19 protein-coding genes are annotated in these 22864 nt (G+C 50.0%); all 19 read right to left on the reverse strand.

The features are described from left to right. Positions 1-404: 404 nt before the first annotated feature. Entirely contained in the window at positions 405-1196 is a 792-nt protein-coding gene (locus RBB63_RS03365) for a hypothetical protein (RefSeq protein WP_309381079.1), read from the reverse strand. A gap of 58 nt (positions 1197-1254) precedes the next feature. Next, positions 1255-2943: a tetratricopeptide repeat protein gene (locus tag RBB63_RS03370; protein WP_309381081.1), complete on the reverse strand. Its 1689-nt coding sequence runs from the start codon at positions 2941-2943 to the stop codon at positions 1255-1257. A gap of 1 nt (position 2944) precedes the next feature. Beyond that, positions 2945-4384, reverse strand: a complete 1440-nt coding sequence (locus RBB63_RS03375) for an O-antigen ligase family protein (RefSeq protein ID WP_309381083.1) — start codon at positions 4382-4384, stop codon at positions 2945-2947. Between the two features lie 68 nt (positions 4385-4452). Beyond that, on the reverse strand, positions 4453-5322 hold the full coding sequence (locus tag RBB63_RS03380; RefSeq protein WP_309381085.1) for a FecR family protein: 870 nt from the start codon (positions 5320-5322) through the stop codon (positions 4453-4455). 44 nt (positions 5323-5366) lie between these two features. Then, positions 5367-6431, reverse strand: coding sequence for an outer membrane beta-barrel protein (locus RBB63_RS03385; RefSeq protein ID WP_309381087.1), 1065 nt, complete (start codon positions 6429-6431; stop codon positions 5367-5369). Between the two features lie 161 nt (positions 6432-6592). Next, positions 6593-7930: a hypothetical protein gene (locus RBB63_RS03390; RefSeq protein WP_309381089.1), complete on the reverse strand. Its 1338-nt coding sequence runs from the start codon at positions 7928-7930 to the stop codon at positions 6593-6595. A 46-nt stretch (positions 7931-7976) separates the two neighbouring features. Then, positions 7977-8831, reverse strand: coding sequence for a phosphodiester glycosidase family protein (locus RBB63_RS03395; RefSeq protein ID WP_309381092.1), 855 nt, complete (start codon positions 8829-8831; stop codon positions 7977-7979). Positions 8832-9014: 183 nt separating this feature from the next. After that, entirely contained in the window at positions 9015-10313 is a 1299-nt protein-coding gene (locus tag RBB63_RS03400; RefSeq protein WP_309381094.1) for a glycosyltransferase, read from the reverse strand. A 307-nt stretch (positions 10314-10620) separates the two neighbouring features. After that, positions 10621-12003, reverse strand: a complete 1383-nt coding sequence (locus RBB63_RS03405) for a hypothetical protein (RefSeq protein ID WP_309381096.1) — start codon at positions 12001-12003, stop codon at positions 10621-10623. Further along, a complete protein-coding gene (locus RBB63_RS03410; RefSeq protein ID WP_309381098.1) occupies positions 11996-13111 on the reverse strand; it encodes a glycosyltransferase family protein in 1116 nt (371 codons plus the stop codon). The genes RBB63_RS03405 and RBB63_RS03410 overlap by 8 nt, the downstream gene beginning before the upstream one ends. Next, positions 13108-14133, reverse strand: a complete 1026-nt coding sequence (locus RBB63_RS03415) for a CgeB family protein (protein ID WP_309381100.1) — start codon at positions 14131-14133, stop codon at positions 13108-13110. Before RBB63_RS03415 ends, RBB63_RS03410 begins: the two co-directional genes overlap by 4 nt. Before the next feature lies 1 nt (position 14134). Then, a complete protein-coding gene (locus RBB63_RS03420; protein ID WP_309381101.1) occupies positions 14135-15271 on the reverse strand; it encodes a glycosyltransferase family 4 protein in 1137 nt (378 codons plus the stop codon). Between the two features lie 10 nt (positions 15272-15281). Further along, positions 15282-16292 (reverse strand): glycosyltransferase family 2 protein, encoded by a 1011-nt coding sequence (locus tag RBB63_RS03425; RefSeq protein WP_309381103.1) that lies wholly within the window; start codon positions 16290-16292, stop codon positions 15282-15284. A gap of 14 nt (positions 16293-16306) precedes the next feature. After that, positions 16307-17197: a glycosyltransferase family 2 protein gene (locus RBB63_RS03430; RefSeq protein ID WP_309381105.1), complete on the reverse strand. Its 891-nt coding sequence runs from the start codon at positions 17195-17197 to the stop codon at positions 16307-16309. Between the two features lie 26 nt (positions 17198-17223). Continuing rightward, positions 17224-18156: a sulfotransferase family protein gene (locus RBB63_RS03435; protein ID WP_309381107.1), complete on the reverse strand. Its 933-nt coding sequence runs from the start codon at positions 18154-18156 to the stop codon at positions 17224-17226. Positions 18157-18173: 17 nt separating this feature from the next. Continuing rightward, the gene (locus RBB63_RS03440; RefSeq protein ID WP_309381109.1) at positions 18174-19046 is read right to left on the reverse strand and encodes a glycosyltransferase family 2 protein; all 873 of its coding nucleotides are present in this window, start codon (positions 19044-19046) and stop codon (positions 18174-18176) included. Next, positions 19047-20132: a glycosyltransferase family 4 protein gene (locus RBB63_RS03445; protein ID WP_309381111.1), complete on the reverse strand. Its 1086-nt coding sequence runs from the start codon at positions 20130-20132 to the stop codon at positions 19047-19049. It abuts the gene before it with no gap. Between the two features lie 311 nt (positions 20133-20443). Beyond that, positions 20444-21814, reverse strand: coding sequence for a glycosyltransferase (locus tag RBB63_RS03450; protein WP_309381113.1), 1371 nt, complete (start codon positions 21812-21814; stop codon positions 20444-20446). Continuing rightward, the gene (locus tag RBB63_RS03455; protein ID WP_309381115.1) at positions 21811-22860 is read right to left on the reverse strand and encodes a glycosyltransferase family 2 protein; all 1050 of its coding nucleotides are present in this window, start codon (positions 22858-22860) and stop codon (positions 21811-21813) included. The genes RBB63_RS03450 and RBB63_RS03455 overlap by 4 nt, the downstream gene beginning before the upstream one ends. Positions 22861-22864: the final 4 nt, after the last annotated feature.

Genomic DNA, 22864 nt, shown 5'->3' on the forward strand with positions numbered 1-22864 from the left:
TCCATTTGGCTAAATCGGTAATTTTTAGCCTAAACTTCTTTGGCGCTTTTGAAATTGAGCGATTGAGCTTGCGAGCATTTTTCTTGCGCTGTTGCTCACGGATTTTTTGTTCGATTGGCCTGCTCAGGCGCCATTTGCGGAGACTGCTTCTTTGCAGTTTCCACCATTTTTTCAGTCTATTCTTTTGCCGTTTTGCCCCTTGGGTGCGTAAATAATAGAGCTCGTCGAGCTTCTGCTTGATCCAAGATGGTCTTTTATTTTTTCGACGCGACTTCATCGAGTATATACTCTGATACCGGAGCCAGCCTTGGGGGGCTTGACTCGCAAGGCAAGTTCATGTAGTCAAAAAAGAAGCCTGCGGCTTTCAAGTTGCCGCAGGCTCAGTGAAATTTGTGCTTTAGAAGTTAGGCTTCAATTTCTTGAGTCGCCTTCTTTTGCTTACGGCGACGATAGATGAGGAATGCGCCCAAGCCGATAACCGATGCTCCAGCCATGTAGGTTGCAGGCTCAGGAATCGCGACCAGTTCACCTTCCAGTGTGCCTAAGTCACCACCAACAAAGGATGCTCCTACCGGAGTACCACTGTTAACAGCCACCAGATACATCGTATAGCTTTCGGTGTCTGGACCGTAAAGATTGCCAATGGTGCCGAAGGTGCCAACGAGGTCAAAGCTCAAGTCAAAGGCGCCATTGGCCGATGGGACTGTCAGATAAATGTATTCATTGGCGCTGTTCGCAAGGACAATACCGGCCAAATTGTTTCCGGTGCCTGAAATTGAGTATGTCGTTGCCTTAAAAGCGTAGCCTAATGGAGCACCATTACCTGGATCAGGTATATTCAGGCTCTGGATCGTGAATTGACCGATACCGGTGTTATTGAGTGCGAGTGCTGCAGATGTAGGAGATAAAGCACTTACTGAGCCGCCACTGTAGCCAGCGCCAACACCAGGCGTCATGCCCACGAAAGGAGAGCCATCTTGCTGAATCGTCATACCAACGCCAGGATAGAAGAATGGATTGGTATTAGAAATGACCTGTACATTGCCGCCTGAAAAATCTACAGGAGCGAAACCGGTCGTTTCGTCGATTGGTGCGTCTGTGAAGACGAATTCAAGTATTTTGGCCGCATTCATCGATGTAGTAACACCAATCGATAATGCAGCGATTCCGAGCAGTTTGTATGGTGAGTAGCGCATAATTAGATTCATAGTAACTTTATACCCATTTGTGTAAAGCCAATTTTAGACAATTCTTTTAAAGTGCGAGTGCTGCGAGTGCTTCGTCTCGTAGCTGTTTCTCCTCTGGTAATAAAGCCTCGGGTTTGATTGAGGTTAGCATGCTTTGGGCAATCTCTTTATTTCCTAACTTAATTTCTATCAACGCATTCAGGAGTGTAACGTCAGGCTGTGACCTAAGCCAGGAGGGGACGCCTGCCAAACGCTGCTCAGCAGCTTGGTAGTCTCCGGAGAGGTATAGGACAAAGGCAATTGTGGCGTTTAGCTCCGGCGCCTCCAGATTTTCCTGCAGTTCGATTAAGGTGGCCAGTTGGTCGGCGTCTTTGTTTCCGAGTAAGTTATTGAAATAGAAGTAATTGTTGATGTAGGTGGGATTGTTTGGGAATGCCTCACGCAGGTCTTTTGAGATTTTCAATGCCTTCGAGGTGTCATTCAGGTGCAAGGCCACTGTGAATTGCTCTCTTTTCAGATTGGCCGCCAGGAGGGGGTTAGATGCGAGTGCGATGGCATTTTCATAAGCTTGATTAGATAGGTTCCACCAACCTTGGCCTCCTGCCATTCGCGCTAATATCATCATGGAATCAGCTTCCTCAGCTTCCAGCGTGAGATTGAATGTATTCTGCCAGTCCTGCTTGGAGAGGGTTCGGGTGTCACGTAGTTGGAAGTAGAGTTCAAAGGTCGCTGTTTGCGGTTTCGAAGCAGAAGAATGTTCAGCAGCCAGAAGATCTTTAAGTTTATTAAAGTCTTGGTTCTGCAGCGCGGTGTAGTATTGCAACTCCCAGAGTTCCTTGGACTCAGGTATATCATACTGACTGAGTATGGCGTCCGCGTGTTTGGGCTGATTGATGTCAAGCAGCCACTTGCCAACCGCGAGTGGATTTTGCTGGGCTTCGGTTGCAATGGTCTGGGTGATGATTGATTCGGGGGCGGTTTCGCCAAGCAAGATCATCTGTGTTGCAGCCAATAGTCGTGAGTGAATCGTGCTGTGTGGATGGTTGTTCAGTTCTTCGATTAGCCATTTCCGCTCTTCGGGAAAGAGTTTGATCTCTGGTCGTGAACTGAGCATTTCCAAGGCAAGTAGCCCGACTTTAGCCTTCGAGCGGCTAGCCTCTTTTAGCGCAGATTTTGCCTCTATCCAATTGATTACTCGCGACTGCATTAGTAGTATTTGGGCGCGAGTGAACTGGGCGTCCGCGTTGTTTGGGTCGATATTGAGTACTAAGCCCAGCTCATCAATTGCCGAAACGAGATCGCCGCTTTGAGTGTGATAGCGAACTCGAAGTAGCATGAAGCTCGTTTCCCCACTCATGCTAGGGGCCATTTTTTCAATGATTTGATTAGCCTGCTCCAATCGGTTCAAGTCCAGGCAGAGTTCTAAATATGTTAGAGAGCTCTCTTTGAATTGAGTGGATTGAGGGTCTTCTATCAGGGGCTCCAGGGCGGCGAGGGCTGCCTCTGGATCATCTTTCATGGTCGCTTTTGCATAAAGCAGTGAATTGTCGCGAGAAGTTGGCTGGAGGAATTTTAGACGCTTGATGTGAGGCAGCGCCTCTTGATTTTGCTTCTCCTGAAGTGCGCGATCGGCCATCTGGTGCTCATAGCTAACCCATTTCTTGTAGCCCCAGAAACAGATGAGAGCTGTTGCTAGGATAAGCAGTGTAACTCCGAGCCAAACTGGTGGCTTCTTTGCAAATGATTGTCTTGGCATGCTAGTCGTAATAGTTTTGGGGAGCTTTTCCAGGGCCTAGGCTTAATCTGGCTCCCGCTGCAAAACAGACGCAAAATATGGCGATTCCCGCTGAAGGGCCCAGTGGAAAATCGAAAGATGCGAAACATAAGAATAGGCCGATGGTGAGTGCAATCCAGAAGCACTCAAGATACGCTCGCTTGCGTTTGAATGTCAGATAAATCACGCCAATAGGGACGGATAGAAGCAGTGCGTATCCAACGCTTCCCAGTTCTACCCAATACTCCATCCAATCATTGTGCGCATGCTCGTTATGGAGGATGAAGGCGCCCAGCTTGTGCTTGTATTCCGGCCCGGCGAACTTGAAGAAAATGTAAGTATATGAACCGAGGCCCCAGCCCCATACTGGCTTATCTTGAACCATTTTCCAGCAATCACGTGGCGATGCGTAGAATCGTTGGTCGATTTGCTCGGATTCGATTTGGTGGCGTGATTTTGCGATTCCAGCCTTGAGGTAATCCGATGCCAAGGTCGGTCCAATAATGCCTGCAAGTGTGATGCCTATTAGGATGCCGATGCCGAGTCGCTTGCGAGTCCTTCGTTCCATGTCCTCAAAAATAGATGTCCGGTTACGGTAGGCAATCGCTAGGCGGATGCTGGCAATGATGATGAATAGGGTTGCGAATAAGAGTCCTGATCTTGAGCCAGATAACGGAATCGCGATCCAGATGATCGCAGCAATGGCGACCCATACGACATCCCAGCGCTGTCGCGTGCGATCCTGGCGATCAAACTTGTTGAAGAATTGTATCTGTCTTTCAGCAACGGCGGCAGCGGCTCCAAGGCTTAACAGTGCAAATGCGACCCAATGATTATAATAACGAAATGATGCAAAGAAATGAGGGTTTACTGGTTCAAAATAACCGAGGACATTTGGGTTTTTTGAAAGCTTGAACCATGAGCCAATGATCGCCAGTGTAACACCGTTGAGTGCGATGATGCTCAATAGGGCGTAAATTTGCTGCCGACTGCGAATTACGGTGAAAACGGTCGCAGCGGTTGCCAGGCAACCGAGTTGAATCAACGCGAATTCTTTCGTTCTCGCTGGTTCGTAGCAAATGGGAAAGTAGGGGATCGGTGTGTTTTTCTGCCAGGTGATGTAGAGAGAGTCAGAGCTTGCTTCCGGGATGTTCAGTGGATTGAAAATGCTGATTATTACTTGTAGCGACAGTAATAACCAGGGGCTTATACATAGAAGCCATTTCTTTATTCCGTTCCACTCGCGCTGGTTCCAGTAGATTACGAGTGGGACAAGGCTTAGCCAAGCCAAGATAATAATGATGATTGCACAGCCTGGATATCTGCCACCTAGCGCCCAACTGGAGAAGATGACTAATGCCGATGCTTGTGCGATTGCTAGTTTGGGCGCCAGATTGTTCTGAGCTGCAGTTTCATGATCCATAGGATTTAGACAAAAAAAATGCTGGATCACCTATAGGCGATCCAGCATTTTCGAAGAAAATATTCAGTTTAGAATGCGCTGGTCGGGTTGATGATGCCGCCATCTAAGTTGATGGTATTGCCAGTGCGGAGCGGGGTGAGCACTAAGTCACCTTCGTCGGCGCCTGGCGATACCAGAAATGTGTTGTTCTGGGCATCTTCCAGTTCGCCAGCCATTTCATCGATGGCTTGTTGGTCTGCAGCCGTAATGTTCTCGTTGGGAACATCGTCGGTTGCCACAGTAATTTCCAGAGTGCCACCCTCGCCTTCGCCAATGCTAACGGGAATCGAAACCGTCTCACCTGCTTTGACCGTGTATTCTTTTGCGCCAACCTTTAAGACAACTTCACCTTCGCCAACAGAGAGCACGGTGACTGTGCTTGATAGGTCACCGTTGGATGCATCAATGGCGTCGGACTTGGTGAGAGTTGCGAACACGAACGTGGTGCCGCGGATACCAGCGCTTCCGGTTGGGGAATTGATGGTGTATGAGGACTCTGGTTGCAGCTTGCGCACGCTGCCAACTACCTTGCCATAATGCAGTTCAAGGGTGGTGGTGGATTTTGATGGGTCTTCTCCCATGAGCGCATAGTTCTTTACTGGAAGATCGAAGGGCTCTTGAGTGAATTCTGCAATTTTCACGTAGCTGTCCGGGACAACGTTGATCGAGCTGCCGTTAGAGAAGAGCAGAAGCGCAGAGGAGTTGGAGCCAGTTTCAATTGCATAGCCTTCGCTGATCAGGTCCCCGCGCTGCAATGGCGTCTTCTCACCAGACTCAATGTCGATGAGCGTTACGTCGCCTTTAACCAAGTAAACTTGTACGGTAGGAGTCTCGACCATGCCTGCGGATAGAACACCTACGCAAGCTAGCCAGAATATGAAATATTTGATCATTTTCATTGGATTATTTCCTTAATTTGAGTGGGCAGTGTAGTGTACTTCTCTTAGAATGCTATGGTGACGTTACCGAATATTTGCCAGCGGTCATAGGCGAATGTCGAAATGGTCGAATCATTCCATTGGTAGGATGCATTGGCGCCTGCGCTTGCCCAGCTATTGATGTTATAGTTGAGATTGCCGCTGATGATAAATGCATCATCGGTTCGGTTAATCAATCCGCCAGTAAAGAATGTCCGGAGATAAGTGAAGTCTAGCCCTGTGGTAACTTGATCAGAGAATCTGTGTGTTGCTCCAACGCTCGCACTAACGGACTCTAAGCCTTGGTTGGCGGGGGACTGGCCGGTGTCCACGCCAACATTGGCGTTGAATGTGGTTTTGTCGGAATAGTCCCAGTCTACGCCAATATTGACGTACGGATAGACAAAGTTATCTTGATTGCTTGGCTTAACCCAGTCCCGATAGCTAATACCAGTCTGAACATTGCCACTCAGCTTGGGGGCCAGAACACCAAAGGCGCCAACGAATAGCGTGTGGTCCATTGATTCATGAGTTGGACCGCTTGCGCTGCTGGGGACGTATTGATAACGGTAACGATAGCCAGCATCAAAGGTCAACTTCTCGGAGTAGCTATATTGTCCATCAATTGCAGCGGCTACCGATGTGATGTCGGCAAAACCCGGTGTTTTGTAATCTTGATACTGCACTGAAGGTGAGAATCCGATCGACCACTTGCTGTTTAGACTATAAATGAAGTCCGTAGTCAGGTCGTAATTGTAGATGTCAGTTATTTGGCCGACCAAGCTGTTCGCGTTGGTGGTTCGGGCAAAGTTGAATCCCAGGTTGTAGGTCAGGTTGCTTTGTATGCCTTGGGGCCCGGCTAGCGTCGCGTAGAAATTCGGGTTGATCGAGTCATTTTGGGTGCCGGTGTCTCCGTAGCGGACCACGCTGAAACCAGTGCCCATGGTGATGACGTTGATTCCTTGTTTACGGACGAACTGAACCGATGGGGTGACGGTCAAAATGTCGTCTCCGCTTTCGCTGCTGTTCGCGTTGATGTTGGAGTCATAGCCCCATGAGGTGTCCAAGGCCACACCAATTTCACCACCCAAAACTGGGAATAGTGCGTGAGCTTGGGTCGCTAAAGCAAGGCATGCTGTAGTAGTGAGCAGAGTATTTCTAGTGTGCATAGCTATTGTATCGCAGTTAGTTGCAGTTTGTTTTTACGAATAGTTAGTTGGGCGATAGTCGCAAGGCTATTTTTTCACTATTTTCATAATTGGTAAGCGTTTAGCACCGTTATTGCGTCGAAATTTAGTGAGCCATATTGGCGCCAAATTCTCACGGTTTTGCCGCCACTTTTAGGCATTTTTATTTGGTAAATTTTGTTCCAAACGGTTATCTCTGCGATTGATGGCGTCTGATTATCCCATGTGGTTAAGTGGATTAAGGCGGACTGAGAATCGGCCATGCCTGACCAAATTACTTGATTGCACGTGTCTTCAGGGAATCCGAGTTCGCAGGCGTATCCATCTTTAAGTAAGCTCCCAAAGGGTTCAAGAATTCGCCAGACGTCGCAGGCATCTTGGATTTCGGCTTGATGCTCATCGGGCGTAAGGTAAGGCGCATTAAAAATAAGCATGCTGTCGATGTCTCTAAGCCACAGGTGGCGTAATGCTTCACGATAGGCAGAGCGGCTCATGGTTGGAATCTCGGAATTCTTAGAGTCGCGGACAATTCTGGCAACCCAGGGAATCGAACCGATGTAGGGCGCGGCTGCTTGTCTATTGCTCGCATCGATAGAGGTATGTTGAATCAGCAGTTTGAGATAAAATAGATCAACGGCTTTTTGTGGTAGATCGAATGGGAGCTCGGACTTTTCGTATGCGAGTGTGTTGCCGTAAGCGTAGGGGTTGGAATGGGAGAAAAATGACGGGCCGCTGCTTGGCGTTGGCTGGCCGAGAGCATTGATGATGGGCGCTTGTGGAAAGGAGAGATTGACCAGCCAGTTGAGAGTGGTGATGTGTGGGTAGACTTCGCGCGCTGGCGCAGCAATGTAGGTGCTCGCAATGTTCAGTGCAAATTGCCTTCGATAGGCAGGCCAGTCGTCAACGTTTACTTGCTGAGCTGATGGTGGGGTCTGCTCATTCAGAAAAGGTGAGCTGAAGGGATATCCTTCGTAGTCTAACCAAAGAGAACTAATCGTTAGATTCAATTCCTGATAGTGGCTTAGTCTTTCTCTGATTAATTCCCCTACTTTTCGCCAGGACGCGAGATTGAATGAATCTTGTGGCTTTTCTGGAAAAAAGTCGTAACTCCCCTCGGAGGTTGGCAGGGGGAAACGCTTTAAGCCCTCCATTAGTTGAAGCGGAGCGCCTGCTTGATCTAATGTCCGTGCGGTTTCGTCAAAATCTTGCAACAAGGGAAGGTGCTGGTTCAAGCCCAGTGTGCGTAGGGCCTGTATGTCGTCAGGCGCCAAGGGGGCAAAGCCGACTCCGGTCCATAGCAGCATCGGTCCGGCGGGGGGAGGGGTGATTGGCTGATTTTCGGCAGAGAGCGTCCGCACAATTTTTAAAATCTCCGAGCAGTTTGATTGCTCCGAATTTCCCATGAGTATAGGGGCGAGTAGTGCTAGACAGGCTATACTGTGGAAATGTTTAACCATCGGTGCTTCCGGTGATGCCGAACATGAATGGAATAGGGCGGGAAATGATTTTCTCAGGCGGCGGGGTTAGTGAGTAAGCATCTTGCTTTTTGATTACCATTGCGGTGCTGGAGCCGCCATCAAAGTTAAGGGCCCGGTCTACATTCAGTGAAATCAAGTGGTTCGCCATTTCTGGAAGTGATGCGCCTTGTTTTTCGGTGCTGTCGTCTCCAGAAGGGCCGCAGACTGCGAGGTAAAACCAGCGGCCGTCTTTTGAAATCCCGGCAGAGGTGCGACTTGTCCGTTCGATATAGGGGAGGATTGCCCGATACGGCTGACCATCTTTAATCAGCCAGTGGAATGCGCTGAAGGCCCAACTGGCGTCTGTGGGATATGGGCCTGTTGTGAGCCCAATCTCACCATTCTTTCTTTGCCAGAGAGTTGGGTATGAGGGGGCTGCTGGGCCGTCGCCAATGGGTTCGTGGTCGCGCGCCTTGGCGAAGCCACGCAGTGTAACGTTTGTGCCGGGGATAAATGTTTTCCAGCTTTCCGTCGCTGCTGGCGTTTTGTCAGGGAGAGTGTAGGATGTGGCGTTGACTCCGACCAGAAATTTACCCACTTGAGCAATCGTGATCGGCAGTTCTAGTCTCGAATTGGCTGAATCGGGGGCCCTTGGCCCAGGCGGGTTGATGAAGAGGTTCAACGCATATAGGTCAGAATGGAGGTCAAGGCGCACAGTCGTGAATTCGCCTAGTCCGCTTTTTGTTTTTTCCTGCCAATAGACCAGTGGCTCTTCGTTATCTTGCGTGGGCCGCTCCTTAAGTTCAAGTGCTAGCGGAGGGGAGTCGCTGCCTACCAGCAGCGACATGCTTATTGCGAGTATTGCGCTGACTGCGCAAGCAATGACTACTAGCCGTCTGCGATTAGCTCTGCAACAAGGATGCTGAGTCACGAAGGAGGGTCTGAGTTTGTGGACTGGCAGGCAGTCCAGTGCTGTACGTGTTCTGCCAGCTTGGCTCGTCAAGCGAGCTTGGGACGGTGAGCAGCCGACTTAAGCGACATTCTGGACGCAACTGGGTTGAGCCGATTCATTGCGTAGCCATGTGTAGACATCATTTAGCTGCTTGGCGAAACCACCCCATCCGTAGCGTTCTAGGACGAGTTTGCGACCGCGTTGTCCCAAGTCTAAGCGTTGTTGATCTGTCATCGCCATCGCTTCTTTTAGAGCTTCCGCCAAAGGGTCTGCTCCAATGTCGACCCACCAGCCGCAACCATGTGTTTCGATCTCTTGCCAAGGGGCGCCTTTTGTCGTAATGACTGGTGTTTCACAGCCTAGAGCCTCAGCTACGGTCAGACCAAAATTTTCAGTATGAGTTGGGAGGACGAACAGGTCTGCATCGAAGTAGGTTTTCCACTTGCCCTCGTTGCTTTGAGGGGCGCAGAAGGTGATGTCCTGACGTACGCCTAGCCGTGTAGCGAGTTTTTCGAGCTCCGCCTTATGGTTGTCTTCTTCAGGTCCAACGATCTGGATGCGCCAGCCTGGTTGGCGTACTTTGGCCCATGCCTTAATCAGGTTGGTTAAACCCTTAACTTTTTGGATTCTGCCCAAAAAGAGCAAAGTGCGTATCTCTGGGTGAGCCCGTTTGTTTGACTCAGACCGTAGCTTCTCTAAATGCTCGTCAGAAATGATTTCCACGCCATTTGGGATGACCGCTACGGGAGCAGTGATTCCCAAGTCCCTGATTTGTTGCAGCTCACTATCTGCGGTAGCGTGAATGCACGAAGCGCGTTGCAATACATTGCGCTGGTAGAGTCGCCAAGCAATCGCCTTTTTGAGGCGCTTGTGTTTCATTGCCCATGGTGCGGTCATTCCCCGGGGGGAGACTAAATACGGCAAACCGAAACTACGGGCAAAGCGGGGGCCTGCATTGAGGAAGGGAAGCCAGAGTCCATTGACGTGAATGATTGTGCTTTGCTGAGAGTTGATGTGCTCGTTCAGGTACTCATCAGCATTTGATGCATTCGCGTTCAGTAAGTAGCACTTTGGGCCGTCGACTACGAGCGGTGATGGGCTGTTTCGGGAAATGATCGAAACGTCCACGCCTTGTGTAACCAGTTCACGGCAAATCTGTGGAACGGATCGAGACAACCCTCCAGAGCTGGCATCCAGATCCTTAACAAAATGGTAAACACTGGCAGACGCCAGCTTCTTTGCGGATTTAAGCAGCCATGAGCGGTCTCGCAACTGTTGATTTAACTCGCTGGCGGACAGGCTGTTGAGAATCAACCGCGGCGAAGAGGCCGTGTGCTTGGCAAAAACCGGTGCAGTATTCTTCAGTAGTGTAGTCATGGGCGCGATCAGTGGCCGTTTTCAAACTCGGCAAGTCGGTAGCAATCGACTTGTATTGAGACCTTATGGGCTGCGCGGGATAGATAAATTGCAACAATTTTGCCGCGCCGCTGATTGAATCAGTGGTCATTGGCAAGTGATTGTGTGCAAAAGCGCGTGTCATTGTTTAGTAGCGATTAACAGGGCGAGCATGTCTCATACCAAGAACTTCAGCACTTAGTCTGGCGTCTCTTAATTTGAGATGAGTATATCAATTTTTACATTTAACTTAAGCAAAAATTAAGGTTTGGCGAGCCTAGAATTCTAATCAATTGGCTTCAGGGAGGGATCCGGTATCTTCCTCAGGGAAATCGGTATCGTCGTTGGTGGGGGATTCGGTGTCGGGAACTATATACTTATGGACGCCAAAAAAGGCGATTAGAGCTAATACTGTCCCCTTGATTAACTGGTTTAGCACGACAACCAGCTCCGTCTCCGCTTTGATTGCCTGATAAAATATTAAAGGAATCCAAAAGAGGAAATAGGCGTCTTTGTAGCTATGCCGGATGGCCAGGCGATAAAAGAATGCGTAAATCAGGCCCCAAAGGAACATGAAAACGGTGCCCCCAAACTTGCCAAAATTCGCGTATGCTTCACCTAGAATGCTAGTGCCCATTGAGGTGCCGCTTTCCAGATTAAGGCCGGTGAAACGTTCAAAGTTTTCCTGACCGCCAGCCCTCTTTTTATCAGCGTAAATCACCCGCGGGAAGATAGAACTGATGACTGCGTCCTTGATCGTTTCTCCTTCTGCATATGGTTCGACGAGAGGGACATGGAGCATGATTGCTGAAATAATCCATCCTTGGTTGATGCGTTGGCCTGCCGCAATCAGTGTGGGTTCGTCAAGGAATGCTTGCTGCCGAACGAGCTTGTCGTAAACCGTTGCAACTAGGGATGCGCTTTGGTGATTCCAGACCTTTGAGCGGTAGTCTGCCTTGATGACTTGAAGGGTGAAAATGAAGCTGAAGCCCGCGATAAAGAACAAGGCTTTCTTAGGAGGATTCCATCGCACGGTATGAAACCAGAAACATGCGACCAGACCTACCCAGATTATCAGGTCGTGGAACATGGCTGATTCGGCGCTCCGGATCAGCAATGAGACCATCGACAACCCTGCGAGATAATAGCGCATTGGATGGCCACTGTAGAGGAAGTAGATTGCTGCGATGTAGCGCAACTGACTCAACAACACGAAGGCGAAGGTGAGGCCGCCTACGCCCACTCTCAGCGCTAATTCAGAAACCAAACTGATGCCCAGCAACGCCAGCCCACGATAGTAGAGCCGATTGTCACTCAGTGTTGCTAAAAACTCACGCTGTTTGGTTTCGCTGGGGAAGACATAGAGCGCTGCTAGGTAAAAGCATGTGCCAGGTAAGGCGAAGGCATAATACCTCCCAGCCTCGATATACATCTCATAGCGAGGGTCTGATGAGCCAAAGGCGTAGCCAAGAACGGGACCGATCAGCCATTGAAGAGTGGCGATGCACGCAGTGATCTCAAGAATTGGGATATGCGTATCCAATCCACGGTAGAACGACCAAAACGTTGCCACAAAGACGGTTATCGCCAGCAAATCATTCGGCAGTGCTTGGAATGCGCCCAGAATGCCGATTGTGACAAAGACGATGATGTATGGTACGCGGCTACTCATTGAAAAGTTGATCTATTAGAGAAGTCATGGCGTACTCGCAACTGTAGTCTGTCACGAAATTTTGCTTCGCAACCGAACCTACAGTTGGTGGGGACAACTGACTCAGTGCCTTGTAGTCTATCTCTTTGAGCGGAAGTTCAGGTTGCTGGGTCTTCATTTCCACGATTTGTTTCATCTCTGGTGGAAACCATACTTCCAAGCCCGCTGCCCAGTATTCAAACAGCTTATTGGGCGCGTTGTAGACAAAGTTAACGGTATTGCCCTTATAAAGGATCAGACCGATGTCGTAGCGGCGTAGTTGTTCGGGTAGCTCCTCATAATCCCAGCCTTGTGGGTGCGACTCGATGTTAGGAAATTTCTTGTCCTCCAACCATTTCCAGACCGATTCATCGACATTGAATCCGCTGATGGTGAGGCTGAGTTGAGTAGGGAAACGGGCGACCCATTCCACCGCCTCCCGAATAAATGTATCGTGAAAAGAGGCTGAGCCGAGATAAAGTAGTTTCAGGGGGCCCTCTTGCGAATGGCGCACAGACTGCCTTCGCCATGAACGCGGAGGGTAATTAGGCCAAGTTTGGAATTTTTGATGAGCAATGTGCGGAATGTCCTTCTTGAGAAACTCTAAACGGTTTTCGTTGGTCTGGGAAATCCACTCTGCGCGTTGAAATAAGTCCTTTTTCTCCGCTGTATGTCCCCATTTGACGACACGCATACCTGGGCGATCATAGTCTTTGGGCGCGTAATACTCGTGATGGTGGATGAAGAGTCGTGCTTTGCCGCCAAGAATCCGATAATAAAACCACACTGCCAAGGCTGAGTGTGGTTCGATCGATATGATTACTTCGGTTTGCGCTTTTTTCAGCCCCCGGGCGCAAGACCAGTGCCACTGAATGCAACGGATGAGACGACGCACGGCATTGTCCGATGGGTTAACAAAGTCTGGGCGTCGGATCGTGACCTTTTCGCAGGCAAAGGGGGGACGATGTTTGCGGTTTTCACTGCTCCAAACCGTTAATTCGACATCATCGCGAGAGGCGAGTGCGCGAATCGTATTCACTGCCGGTGGGTAATATTCCAGCGGCAAAATATGCACATAGGCTATTTTCATGCGCGATGGGGGAGGGCGCCGGTTTCCGAGAGCAGTTGTGAGAGAATGGAGCGGTAGTCGCGTTGGTCACGCTTCACTCTGGCTGATCCCGCTGTGGCGATTGCGGCCAGCTTGTCCGGGCGCTGGAGTAAGTCGGCTATTTGCTGGGCTAATTGTTCGTGATCCGTAAAGAAAAGCGCTTCGTCTTCATTGAAAAAGGTACGGGTTTCCTCATTGGCTTCCGTGGCCAGGATACTGCCACAAGCCGGAATTTCGAAGGTCCGTGTCGTGTGAAGCTCGGGGAAGCGCTTGGAGACTAGCCCGAGGCCAATCCAGGAATTTGAAATGAATTCTGCGTAATCATCTCCGTAGACCGCAGAGCCTATAAACTTAAAGTGTGGCGTGTTTGCGTGTCGCTGGCAAAAAGGTTCCCAGTTGACGCCTGCGACACGCAGGGGGACACCGGCTTTTAGGAGCGCGTCTGCGCATCGTTCGCGGTCTGGCTCGCACAACCCAATAAACGCCGCCTCGGCGCGTTTACTGGCGAGGTCAGTCCTGGGGTAATGGACCTTTGAGTCGTAAGCTTGAGTGGTGAAGATCAGCCGTTCGCGAGGCATCCACCGCGTGTAGTGCTCTGCTTCAAATGTTTTCGTCGTAATCGCCCAGTCATAGTATTGTAGGGACTGGTTGAACGCTTTGGAGCGATTGGTGTGAAACGCGGTGTCGGGAGTGTAATGAATTAAGTTTCCCGTTTGCTTCCGCATTGCGCGCGTTGTTGCAAGGGAAAGGTTGGCGGCTTTATCTACCCAGATGATGTCTTGATTGGGCTTTAGTTCCTGCTGCACCAGTTTGTTCGTCTGGCTAATGACCGGGCCAAATTTCAACCTGAATGAGAGCGTCTTGGCCCAGCGGGGCGCCTGTAGGTAGGGCGTGTGTGTATCGATCCAGGTCCATTCCCAATCTGGCGTCAATGCCTTGAGCACGTCCGCCCGCATGCGTGAAGTGGCTCCAGGCGTCAGGATGCCGATGTAAGTGGCTTTCATACTAACCAGTTCTCTCCCGAATGTAATCAGCCAAATTAGAGCCAACGGCTTCCCATGTAAACTGCTGTAGCGCCATAGCGCGTGCAGCTTGTCGCATGCGTTGATAGCACTCGGTGTCTTGGATGAGCGTTTCGATGGCGGCTAGAAGTTCATTGGGCTCAACTGGTGGGTCGAGCAATAGGCCGGTTTGTCCGTCGGTGACCAAGCCTGGGATGCCAAATTTACGAACGCTGATAGATGGACAACCAAAATATGCGGCTTCAGTCAGGACGAGGGGACTGGTGTCCTCTCGCGTGGGGTGAATGAGCAGGAAGGCGTTGGCCAAAATGTTTTCGAAGCGCGCTAATTCATCAGCGTTGTCTGGGCGAAGTTTGCCTTCAAATGTTATTTCTGGAATGGATCGCCACGATTCATCTGCTGGTTCACCGCCGATGATGTGCCAGCGGATTTTGGGATGACGCCGGCGTAACTCCTTGAACGCAGTCAGTAGGATATCGCCCCCTTTCTGCTCGAACTTCATGGCGATCGTGACCAAGTTCAGGGATTCTCCATCCCAAGAGTCGCTTTCGGGGGGGGGGATGACGCCGCCTCTGCCCAACGCTACGTAATGGTCGCCAGTTAGCTGGTAAGCCTTGCGCGCCTCATCCAGACCCCATTGAGATTCAAAAAATACACCCGAGGCATTTTCGAGAAATGCCGCTTCTTCCGCCCAAATACGCTGCAGGTCTTGTTGGCAAAAGTCTGCTGGCTTGAAGGTATTGTGGAAGAATGTGTGAAAGACGACGTCCAGGTAGACAAAGTAGGGAACGCTTGGCTTACAGCGACTCCACCTGGTTGCAGAACGAAAGAAAACGGCTTGATGGCCGTTTTCGATCTTCGCGTTTATGCGGTCGGCGTTTTCATCCAACTTGGTTGGTGAAAAGTAGGCGAATTTTCCCGGCTGGTGTAAGACCTTGCGCTTAAATTGCGACCAACGTTGTTCGAGGAGAGAGGCCTTGGGAGTAATTACGATCGGATCGACTGTAGCCAGTCGCGCTTTGAGCTGGGCAAAACAGTGCCAGTTTACAGCAAAGGAACCCCCACCGGATGGGGTTATCGCCAAATCCGTTACGTAAGCAATGCGTCTTTGCTCTGTCATCGATGTGTTCTTAAGCGCTGCGCCGTTCTATCCGCTCAACGCGCTTGTTTTCCTTGCGCTTTAGCATGGAGGACCAGCCGTAACGATAGGCGCAGGTTTGCAGGCGTCGGACATTTTTCCAGCCCAGGACTGGCAGGAGCAGGTTAAGTGCGCGTCCGCCTTGTAAAGCCAGCTTGCTACCGCCAAGCTCTTGCACGGCCTTTTCCGTTTGTTGGCTTAAATCCGGGTATTCTGGGAAAAAATGATAAAGCCACATCTGGTAGCGGTCAGCACAGATTTGACGGATGCGTTCGCTGTTCTCCCTCGCCAGCAATTGATCGCATCCCAGCTTTGTGGTCAGAAAAGCTGAGTCCATTGCCTTGCGACTGCGAGACCCACTGAGTGAAGGAGTGGTCGTTTTACGGTAGGCATAAAGCGCGTTTTCTGCCCAACGTGTTCCTTTGGAGGCGAGCAGAAGACGGATGCTGAAGTCGAAGTCATTGTTTAGACTTAGTTTCGGGTTCCAGCCGCCGGCGCGTGAAATGATTTCCTGAGGGATCAGCCATTTCCAGCCGCCCATCATGCCCTCATTCTGCGTGAGTGACTCGACGAACCACTCGACCGGATCCTGGAAGTCTCTATTCGTGCTTTCAGCCCGTGTGGTAGCAGATTGCCAGTCTTCGACAAAGTAACCCCAGGCGCAATCAGCCAGAAGCTCTTTGCTTCCGTGAATCGCAGCGAGTTGAGATTCCAGATGGTTGGGCGAGAGCGCATCGTCGGCATCGAGAAATTTTACATAATCACCCTTTGCCTCGCTGATGCCTCGATTTGCGGCGGCGGACTGACCGCCGTTCTCCTGCCTGATTAGCCGAATGCGAGAATCCTTGATCGCGGTAACGACATCAGCAGTGTTGTCGCTGGAACCATCGTCAATGACGATTATCTCCAGGTCTTGATGGGTTTGCGCAATGGCGGACTCCAAAGATGCCTCAATCCAAGCTTCGGCATTGTAGGCTGGTGTGATGATCGAGATCAGGGCCATTGATCGAAGCTGGGTTATCCCTTCGGGTAACCTTTGAATCCCTGGAGCAGCTCGGGAAATGTCAGGCCCGAGTCTTGGAATGTTTTCCAGGCAATTCCGGGAGATTTACGCTTGAGCATCATGGAAAGCAGGCGGCGAGCATGAGTTTGTCGAATCCGTTGTGCGATGCGCTTTTTTTCGGAGTCGTTGAGATGCTGGGTGGCTTCCAGGGTCTCAATTTCCAAGTTATTACGAATGTTGAGCACTTGTGGCGTTTTGAGCTCAAGCCGCATCTGCTGTCCCTCGTGCTGGCGCCACCAGACCAATGCAGGTGGCAGGCTGACCAAGGGCCAACGTTCGGTCAGTTTATACCAAAGCTCTGTGTCCCCAATAAATTGTCGACCACTGAATCCACCGACTTCAGTAAATGCGTCGTTGCGAATGATGGCAGCTGTTGGGCCAACGCCGAAGAGGCTTGATCCGTTAAAGTGTGCGCGCATGGCGTCACCGGCACTGGTGTAGAATGGGAAGGGTTGAGGGAGATCTATTTTATTAATTGATAAGGCCAGAGCGGCCTCAGGAAAGCGCTCCATGGCATTGACCATGACCTCCAGCGTATGTGGATAGACGAGGTCGTCGGCGTCTACATACTTGATGTATTTGCCGCGTGCTTTTGCCGCGGCGGCATTACGGTTTCCGTAGTCGCCTAAATTTTCTGGATTCTTATATGCGTGGATTCGGGAATCAGCTTTAGCTAGCTCGCACGCTATCTGGTAAGATTTATCTTTCGAGCAATCATCGACCAATATCAGTTCATAATCTTGGTAGGTGGAGTTGAGGATGCTTTCGACAGTTTCCTGCAGAATATGCTCACGGTTGTAAATCGTGACCAAAACGGAAACCGTTGGAGTCTTGTGCGCGCTCATGTGACCAATTGCGGGTGAAGAATGGCTTATTTATCCGACAGCTTGGGTGGCTGATAATGAAACTGCTTTGCGTCTTGCGCGAATCGTTCGCCTAGTTGTTCGACCAATTCTTTGGTTAGCAGGTTGTGCGGTTTCAGTTTACTGGAATAATCGACGAGCTCACTGGAAACTAATGCGGACAATTTACTATCGGGGGGAAGAGACTGTTTCGCTGGTTTTGAGTCTGCATTGTGGAGGCGAGCGAGCTCAATGTTGGGCATGTTTATCGCGTTCTCAAATTGAGTGACGTCATGGTTCAAGTCCTCAACTTTAAGGACCCATTGAAATTGGTATTTGCCTAAAAATGAATGTTGGGGAAGCCAGTGGGCATCGAGCTCCCTGTTCGGAGTTAGGCTGAGGTACTCGACAAAGTCCTGAAAGCTGATGCCCTCATGATAAGGTATGGCAGGGTCCATGGGCATCTTGATCTCTTGGCCCATTGTCTTCCAAATATACGTACCAGTGCGATTCACTTGATGCCCCTTTCGCCGGTATATCGCTTCCATGACGTCGGCCTTGGGGGGATTGAATGGTTCGCGTACAAATTTATCAATATAACCCGATACGATACGTGACCAGGGATTTCGGACAACCACCATACGTTGGTAATGGTGGATCGCATGTTTCGCCTGTCGTCTGTCGGTGTGAAGCAATGTGTAGTTTTTATCTACGTGTGCATGGGCTTCGGAAATGTCTTTAAAATCAATGTCCTCCCCTAGGCTATGGATAAACCAGTGCTTGAGACTTGTGCAGGCGACTTTCGGAATTGGGCAATAAATGAAGTGGTGCTTGGGGTTAATGAGCCAAGTTTGATACGGCCACAGTGTGTTCGGGCAGATCGCTAAACGAAGCTGGTTGCGCATGCTTTTGCTCATACACTTCCCAGCAGCTTTAATTGCTATAGATCGGATATTGCCCATGTCGATGCTTGCTGAATCTAAGAATTTTTGTTGGCGCCTCTACCTTGTCGAAACGCGGCCCGAAAACCTAACTTGCGATACTCTGATAGCGTGAGGTGACGACGGAAGAATGCATGGTAAACCAACCTGCGGATTGGCGATTTAATGCGTTCAAAAAATTCGACTCCGTAATGATATAGATACCATTTACGAAGAAAAAAGCACCTGACGCTTGGATCATATTCACGAATGTGTCGGGTTACAATCATATGGGGCGTTTCCGGGCAGTCGTCCTGACTGGTCTTGTTTGAGTCCGTGAAATAGAATGTGCCGAATACCAAATCCGATTCACAGACTGAGAATTTCGACAATGCCCGGAGGATGAACCAGTAATCCATCGCGAAATGTAGCTCCTCAGGAAAGGGCCCCGTGGCTTCTTGAACTTCTCTGCGGTAAAAGTAGGAAACCGGGTTTAGTGGAAATCGATATTTGTAATACTGCAGACAACGTCGGTAATCTTTCACTGGCTTGGTCAGTCCTACTGCCTCACTGCCTTCTCGACGGTCATATAAGTTGCCAATAACGAGGCCGTGTTCCGGCGCCGCCTTAAACATTGCTCTGACGTGCTGAAAAACGTTGGCCTCGAACCAGTCGTCTGCATTCAGGTAGACAATGACATCACCAGTAGACAGAGCAAAAGCTTTATTCATCGCGTCCGATTGACCGCGATCTTTTTCGGAAATCCATTTGATGTGTTGATGCCGCTCCAGTATCTGCACCGTACCATCTGTTGAGCCGCCATCCACAACAATGTGCTCGAAGTCTGGATCATCTTGGATCAGTACGCTTTGGATCGCGCGCTCAAGATATCGCTCTGCATTGTACGATGGTGTGAGGACGGATATCTTCATTTAATCCAATGCGTTTTCAAGCTGAGTGAGGGCTGCTTTGGTGATCTGACTCCATTGGTATTTTTGTTCAACCAACTTTCTTGCGTTTATCCCTAGGGATTCTCTCAAGGATTTATTTTGAATTAAGTTCAGGATCGCGCTCGCCATTGACTCGGAGCTCTCGGCCAGAATTAAATCCGTCTCAGGTGTGACCTCCAATCCCTCTGCGCCAATACTGGTCGAAATGACTGGCTTACCCATGCTCATGGCTTCGAGAATTTTGAGTCGTGTGCCTCCTCCGTACTGTAAGGGAACGGCGAAAATATCTGCATCTTCAAAGTATGGACGCATGTCGGGGGGATCTGAAATGACCTCCAACCAATCTCGACCATTCTGCAAATGAGCCCACTCTGCTTTTGCATTTCTTCCGGCCAAGCGAAGTCGGCAGTGGGGCGAGTGATGGTGAACAAGCGGCATGATTTCCTCTACCAATAGCTTGCCTGCTTGTTGGTTGGGGCCGTAGCTAGCGCTTCCCGTGAACAGGATGAGTGGAGATTCGCTATTCGGAGCCACCTTGAAAGTGTGGAAGCAATCGGTGTCGACTCCATTGGGGGCAACGAAAATTTTTTCTTCGCACTCGGGCTCCAAATTGACGAGTCCTTGGCGGTCGATTTTCGAGCAACAGAAGGTAAGCTTGCATTCTCGCAGCATTTGGCTCTCCCAATAGCGAAGCATGTCAGATTCTAACGTTCCCCATGCTCGGGCTAGCGGAGTTTTGTATTTTCCTGCGGTTCGCTCTTGGAGCTCCCATTCGTTGTTATGCGCATTGCATACCACTGGCGCTTCGGGAAGGCTGTTTCGCAAGACTTTGACTAATGGATAGAGGTAGGAAAATTCCATCCAGATTAGATCGAACGGCTTAGAGCGGTGTTCCTGCTCAATTTCCGGCAACAGGCACTCTAGTTGCTCAAGATAGATCAGGCCGAGTGTTGGGAACAGTTGCTGCTTATGCCATATTCCACGTGCGCGCTTAAGCAATAGATGTGCATAGAGGCGATGGAAGGTGGACAGCTCTTCTTTTTCAGAACGAGCCACGCAGTTGCCCATCCCGGGGATAATGAGCCGCTTTCCGTGATCCAGGTTGGAAGCAGTGAACGCTTGCATGGCCCGACTGAAACCTGAGCGTCCTTGTTTCGCTTGCTGAGCTTCGAGATTGTAATCTGGTGGTGGTGACAGGAATCGGGTGGGGGATTCAGGTGGCGAAAACCAGTCTGGAAAATTGGCGTGAGAGGTAACGGATAGTATGGCTGTGGTGACCGTATGCCGGGAGGCCAAGGCGCGGGTAAAATGCAGGCTGCGAGTACAGCCGCCACCACCAGTTGGGTCCGGAGCCTGAGGCATTATCTGTAAGATTTTCATCACAAAGCCTTGGCAAGCTTGCCTACTGCGGCCTCCCTAATTGCTGGCCAGGAGTAGTTGCTTCGAGCCCAGTTTTGACCTTTGCTGGCGAGCTTCTTTGCCTTCGCTTGGTCTTCTAAGAGCTCGATGACACTTTCGGCGAAAGCGTTTGGTGAATCTGCAATCAATAAGTGTTCACCCGATTCATAAGGGACGCCCTCAGCTCCAATGCTGGTCGATACGACCGCACGACCAATTGATAGTGCTTCGAGTATTTTAAGTCTGGTGCCACCGCCAATGCGAAGTGGGACAACTACCACCGCAGCCTGATCAAAGACCGGTCGTATATCTTCTGGGTCAGATATGACGACAATGTGAGAGGCAACTTTTTCCGGCGGGAATGCTTTCGCTGCACGTCGCCCCGCAATGATGAATTCACAGTTTGGTATTTTTTTACGAATCAACGGAAGGATGTCAGATAGGAAGTAGTCGGCCGCATCTTTATTGGCGTGGTAGTCCATTGTGCCGGTAAAAAGAACTCTTGGTTGATCGAGCTGCTGCAGTTCGCGTGGCGAAAAATAATCGATGTCGACTCCGTTTGGCGCAACCTGGTAGCTTCCGTCCGGGCTTACTGTTTTGGCCGTAAGCATATCTTTTTCTGAACAAGTTAGAACGAGGTCACAGTCGCTAAAAGCGCGAGCCTCCCAATGCTCCAAGAGTTTTTTCTGAATCTCGTTGTGGCGTTTTGCCTGTTTATCATTCTGGGCCAGTCGCTGGTAAATCACTGATTCAATATTGTGCGCATTGCAGACAATGAATGGGCGATTGGAAAATTGGATCCGACTAGGAATTAATGGATAAGTAAAGGAGTGCTCGAAAAAGACTAAATCAATAGTCTGGCTTGCAGTTAGGGATGCGATTGTTCCCTGTATGTCGCTGAAACTGCGGTTGATATAGTGAGTCGTTGAGGGGGGGGGAGATTTGCCCACTAAGGCGGCTAGCTCCGTTTGTAGGAGCCAAGACATGAGTTTGTGAGTTAGACGCTGTCCTGATTTTTCGAGCCTTGTTTGATAGTAGTAGAGGTAGCGGTCGAGAAAATTGATCCAGTGGTTCTTCTGGGGCTGAAAGATGGACTGGATTGTTTGCAACGCACTGCGCCAACGTCCGCTTGAGGCAGAAATTTGCTTAGCTGCCGGCGCGATGATTTTACGGCAATGCGAAGACAGGGAATCGTAAGTAGCTTGGTCGGAAATTGGGGTTAGAATCACCAGCGTCAGTTCGAAACGTTGTGCGAGTTCCCAGAAAAAATGATAGCTGCGGACTTGTCCTCCGGTTCCGACTGGTCGGGGAATTTCGGGGCAGATCATCAGTGCTTTCTTTTTCTGGCTCACTTAGGCTTGCGAATGCGATTTAAAACTAATCCGCGGACAGCTTGCTTCCAGAATCTTACAGTGCTCAGCAGCGTTGGTTTTGCCGAGAGGGACTTGAGTAAAAGCGCTCCGCTGGTGCTTGGGCAAACGTAGGATATATACTCCGAGTGGGTCAGGTATATTTCGGACAGCGTATTTTGGAAGGTTGAATAAACTGTGTTGGGCTCTCTTTGCTTTGCAATGGAGCTGAATGTTTCGAGGTAATGAAATGCCTGCTTTACCAAGTCCAGGGGAAGTCCCTCGTGCGTCATGAATCGGTGAAGCAGCATTCGATCTTCGTCAGTCAGGCTCAGTCCCGTGTATTGGTTGAAAAGGCTTTTCGAAACACTTAGGACGTTGTTCAAGCATTTCGGCTGGGTCGCCATCACTGATGAGCCATGCACACGGTAGGTCACCAAAGGTTCGAGGATATTGGCAAATTGTGTGATTGGCAGCAGGCGAGACCAGAGCTCATAGTCTTCGCCTCCGGCAGCGAATTCACTCCGATAACCGCCTACCTGTTCAATCAAATTTCGTCGATACATTGTGGTGGGATTCCACAAGCATGGCAGTAAGTTCATGAAAAAACGAATGCTCGAGTCATCAGGATAAATGTCCTGATGAGGTGATCTGCCATCGTATTCGATTTTATAGTCAACAGTGCTTCCTAATGCTCCAACTTCGGGATTGTTATCCATAAAGGAGACTTGTCGAGCTAGCCGATCAGGATGCATGATGTCGTCCGAATCCGCCAACGCGATTAAGTCTCCCCGTGCTTCTTTGAGAGTGCGGTTTCTGTTTTCGATGAGACCTTTATTTTCTCCTTGGGCGAATACACGAATGCGTGAATCCCGTTTAGAATAGTCTTCGGCAATCGCCAAAGTGCGGTCAACGCTACCATCATCAACAAAGATTATTTCGAAATCTTTAAACGTTTGGGCAAGCACGCTATCGAGCGTTTCGCAGACATATTTTTCTACATTATACGCCGGAATACATACGCTGACTTTAGGGGCAGGCGTGGACATCAGT

It is taken from the genome of Cerasicoccus frondis (genome assembly GCA_031296915.1).
GTDB lineage: Bacteria > Verrucomicrobiota > Verrucomicrobiia > Opitutales > Cerasicoccaceae > Cerasicoccus > Cerasicoccus frondis.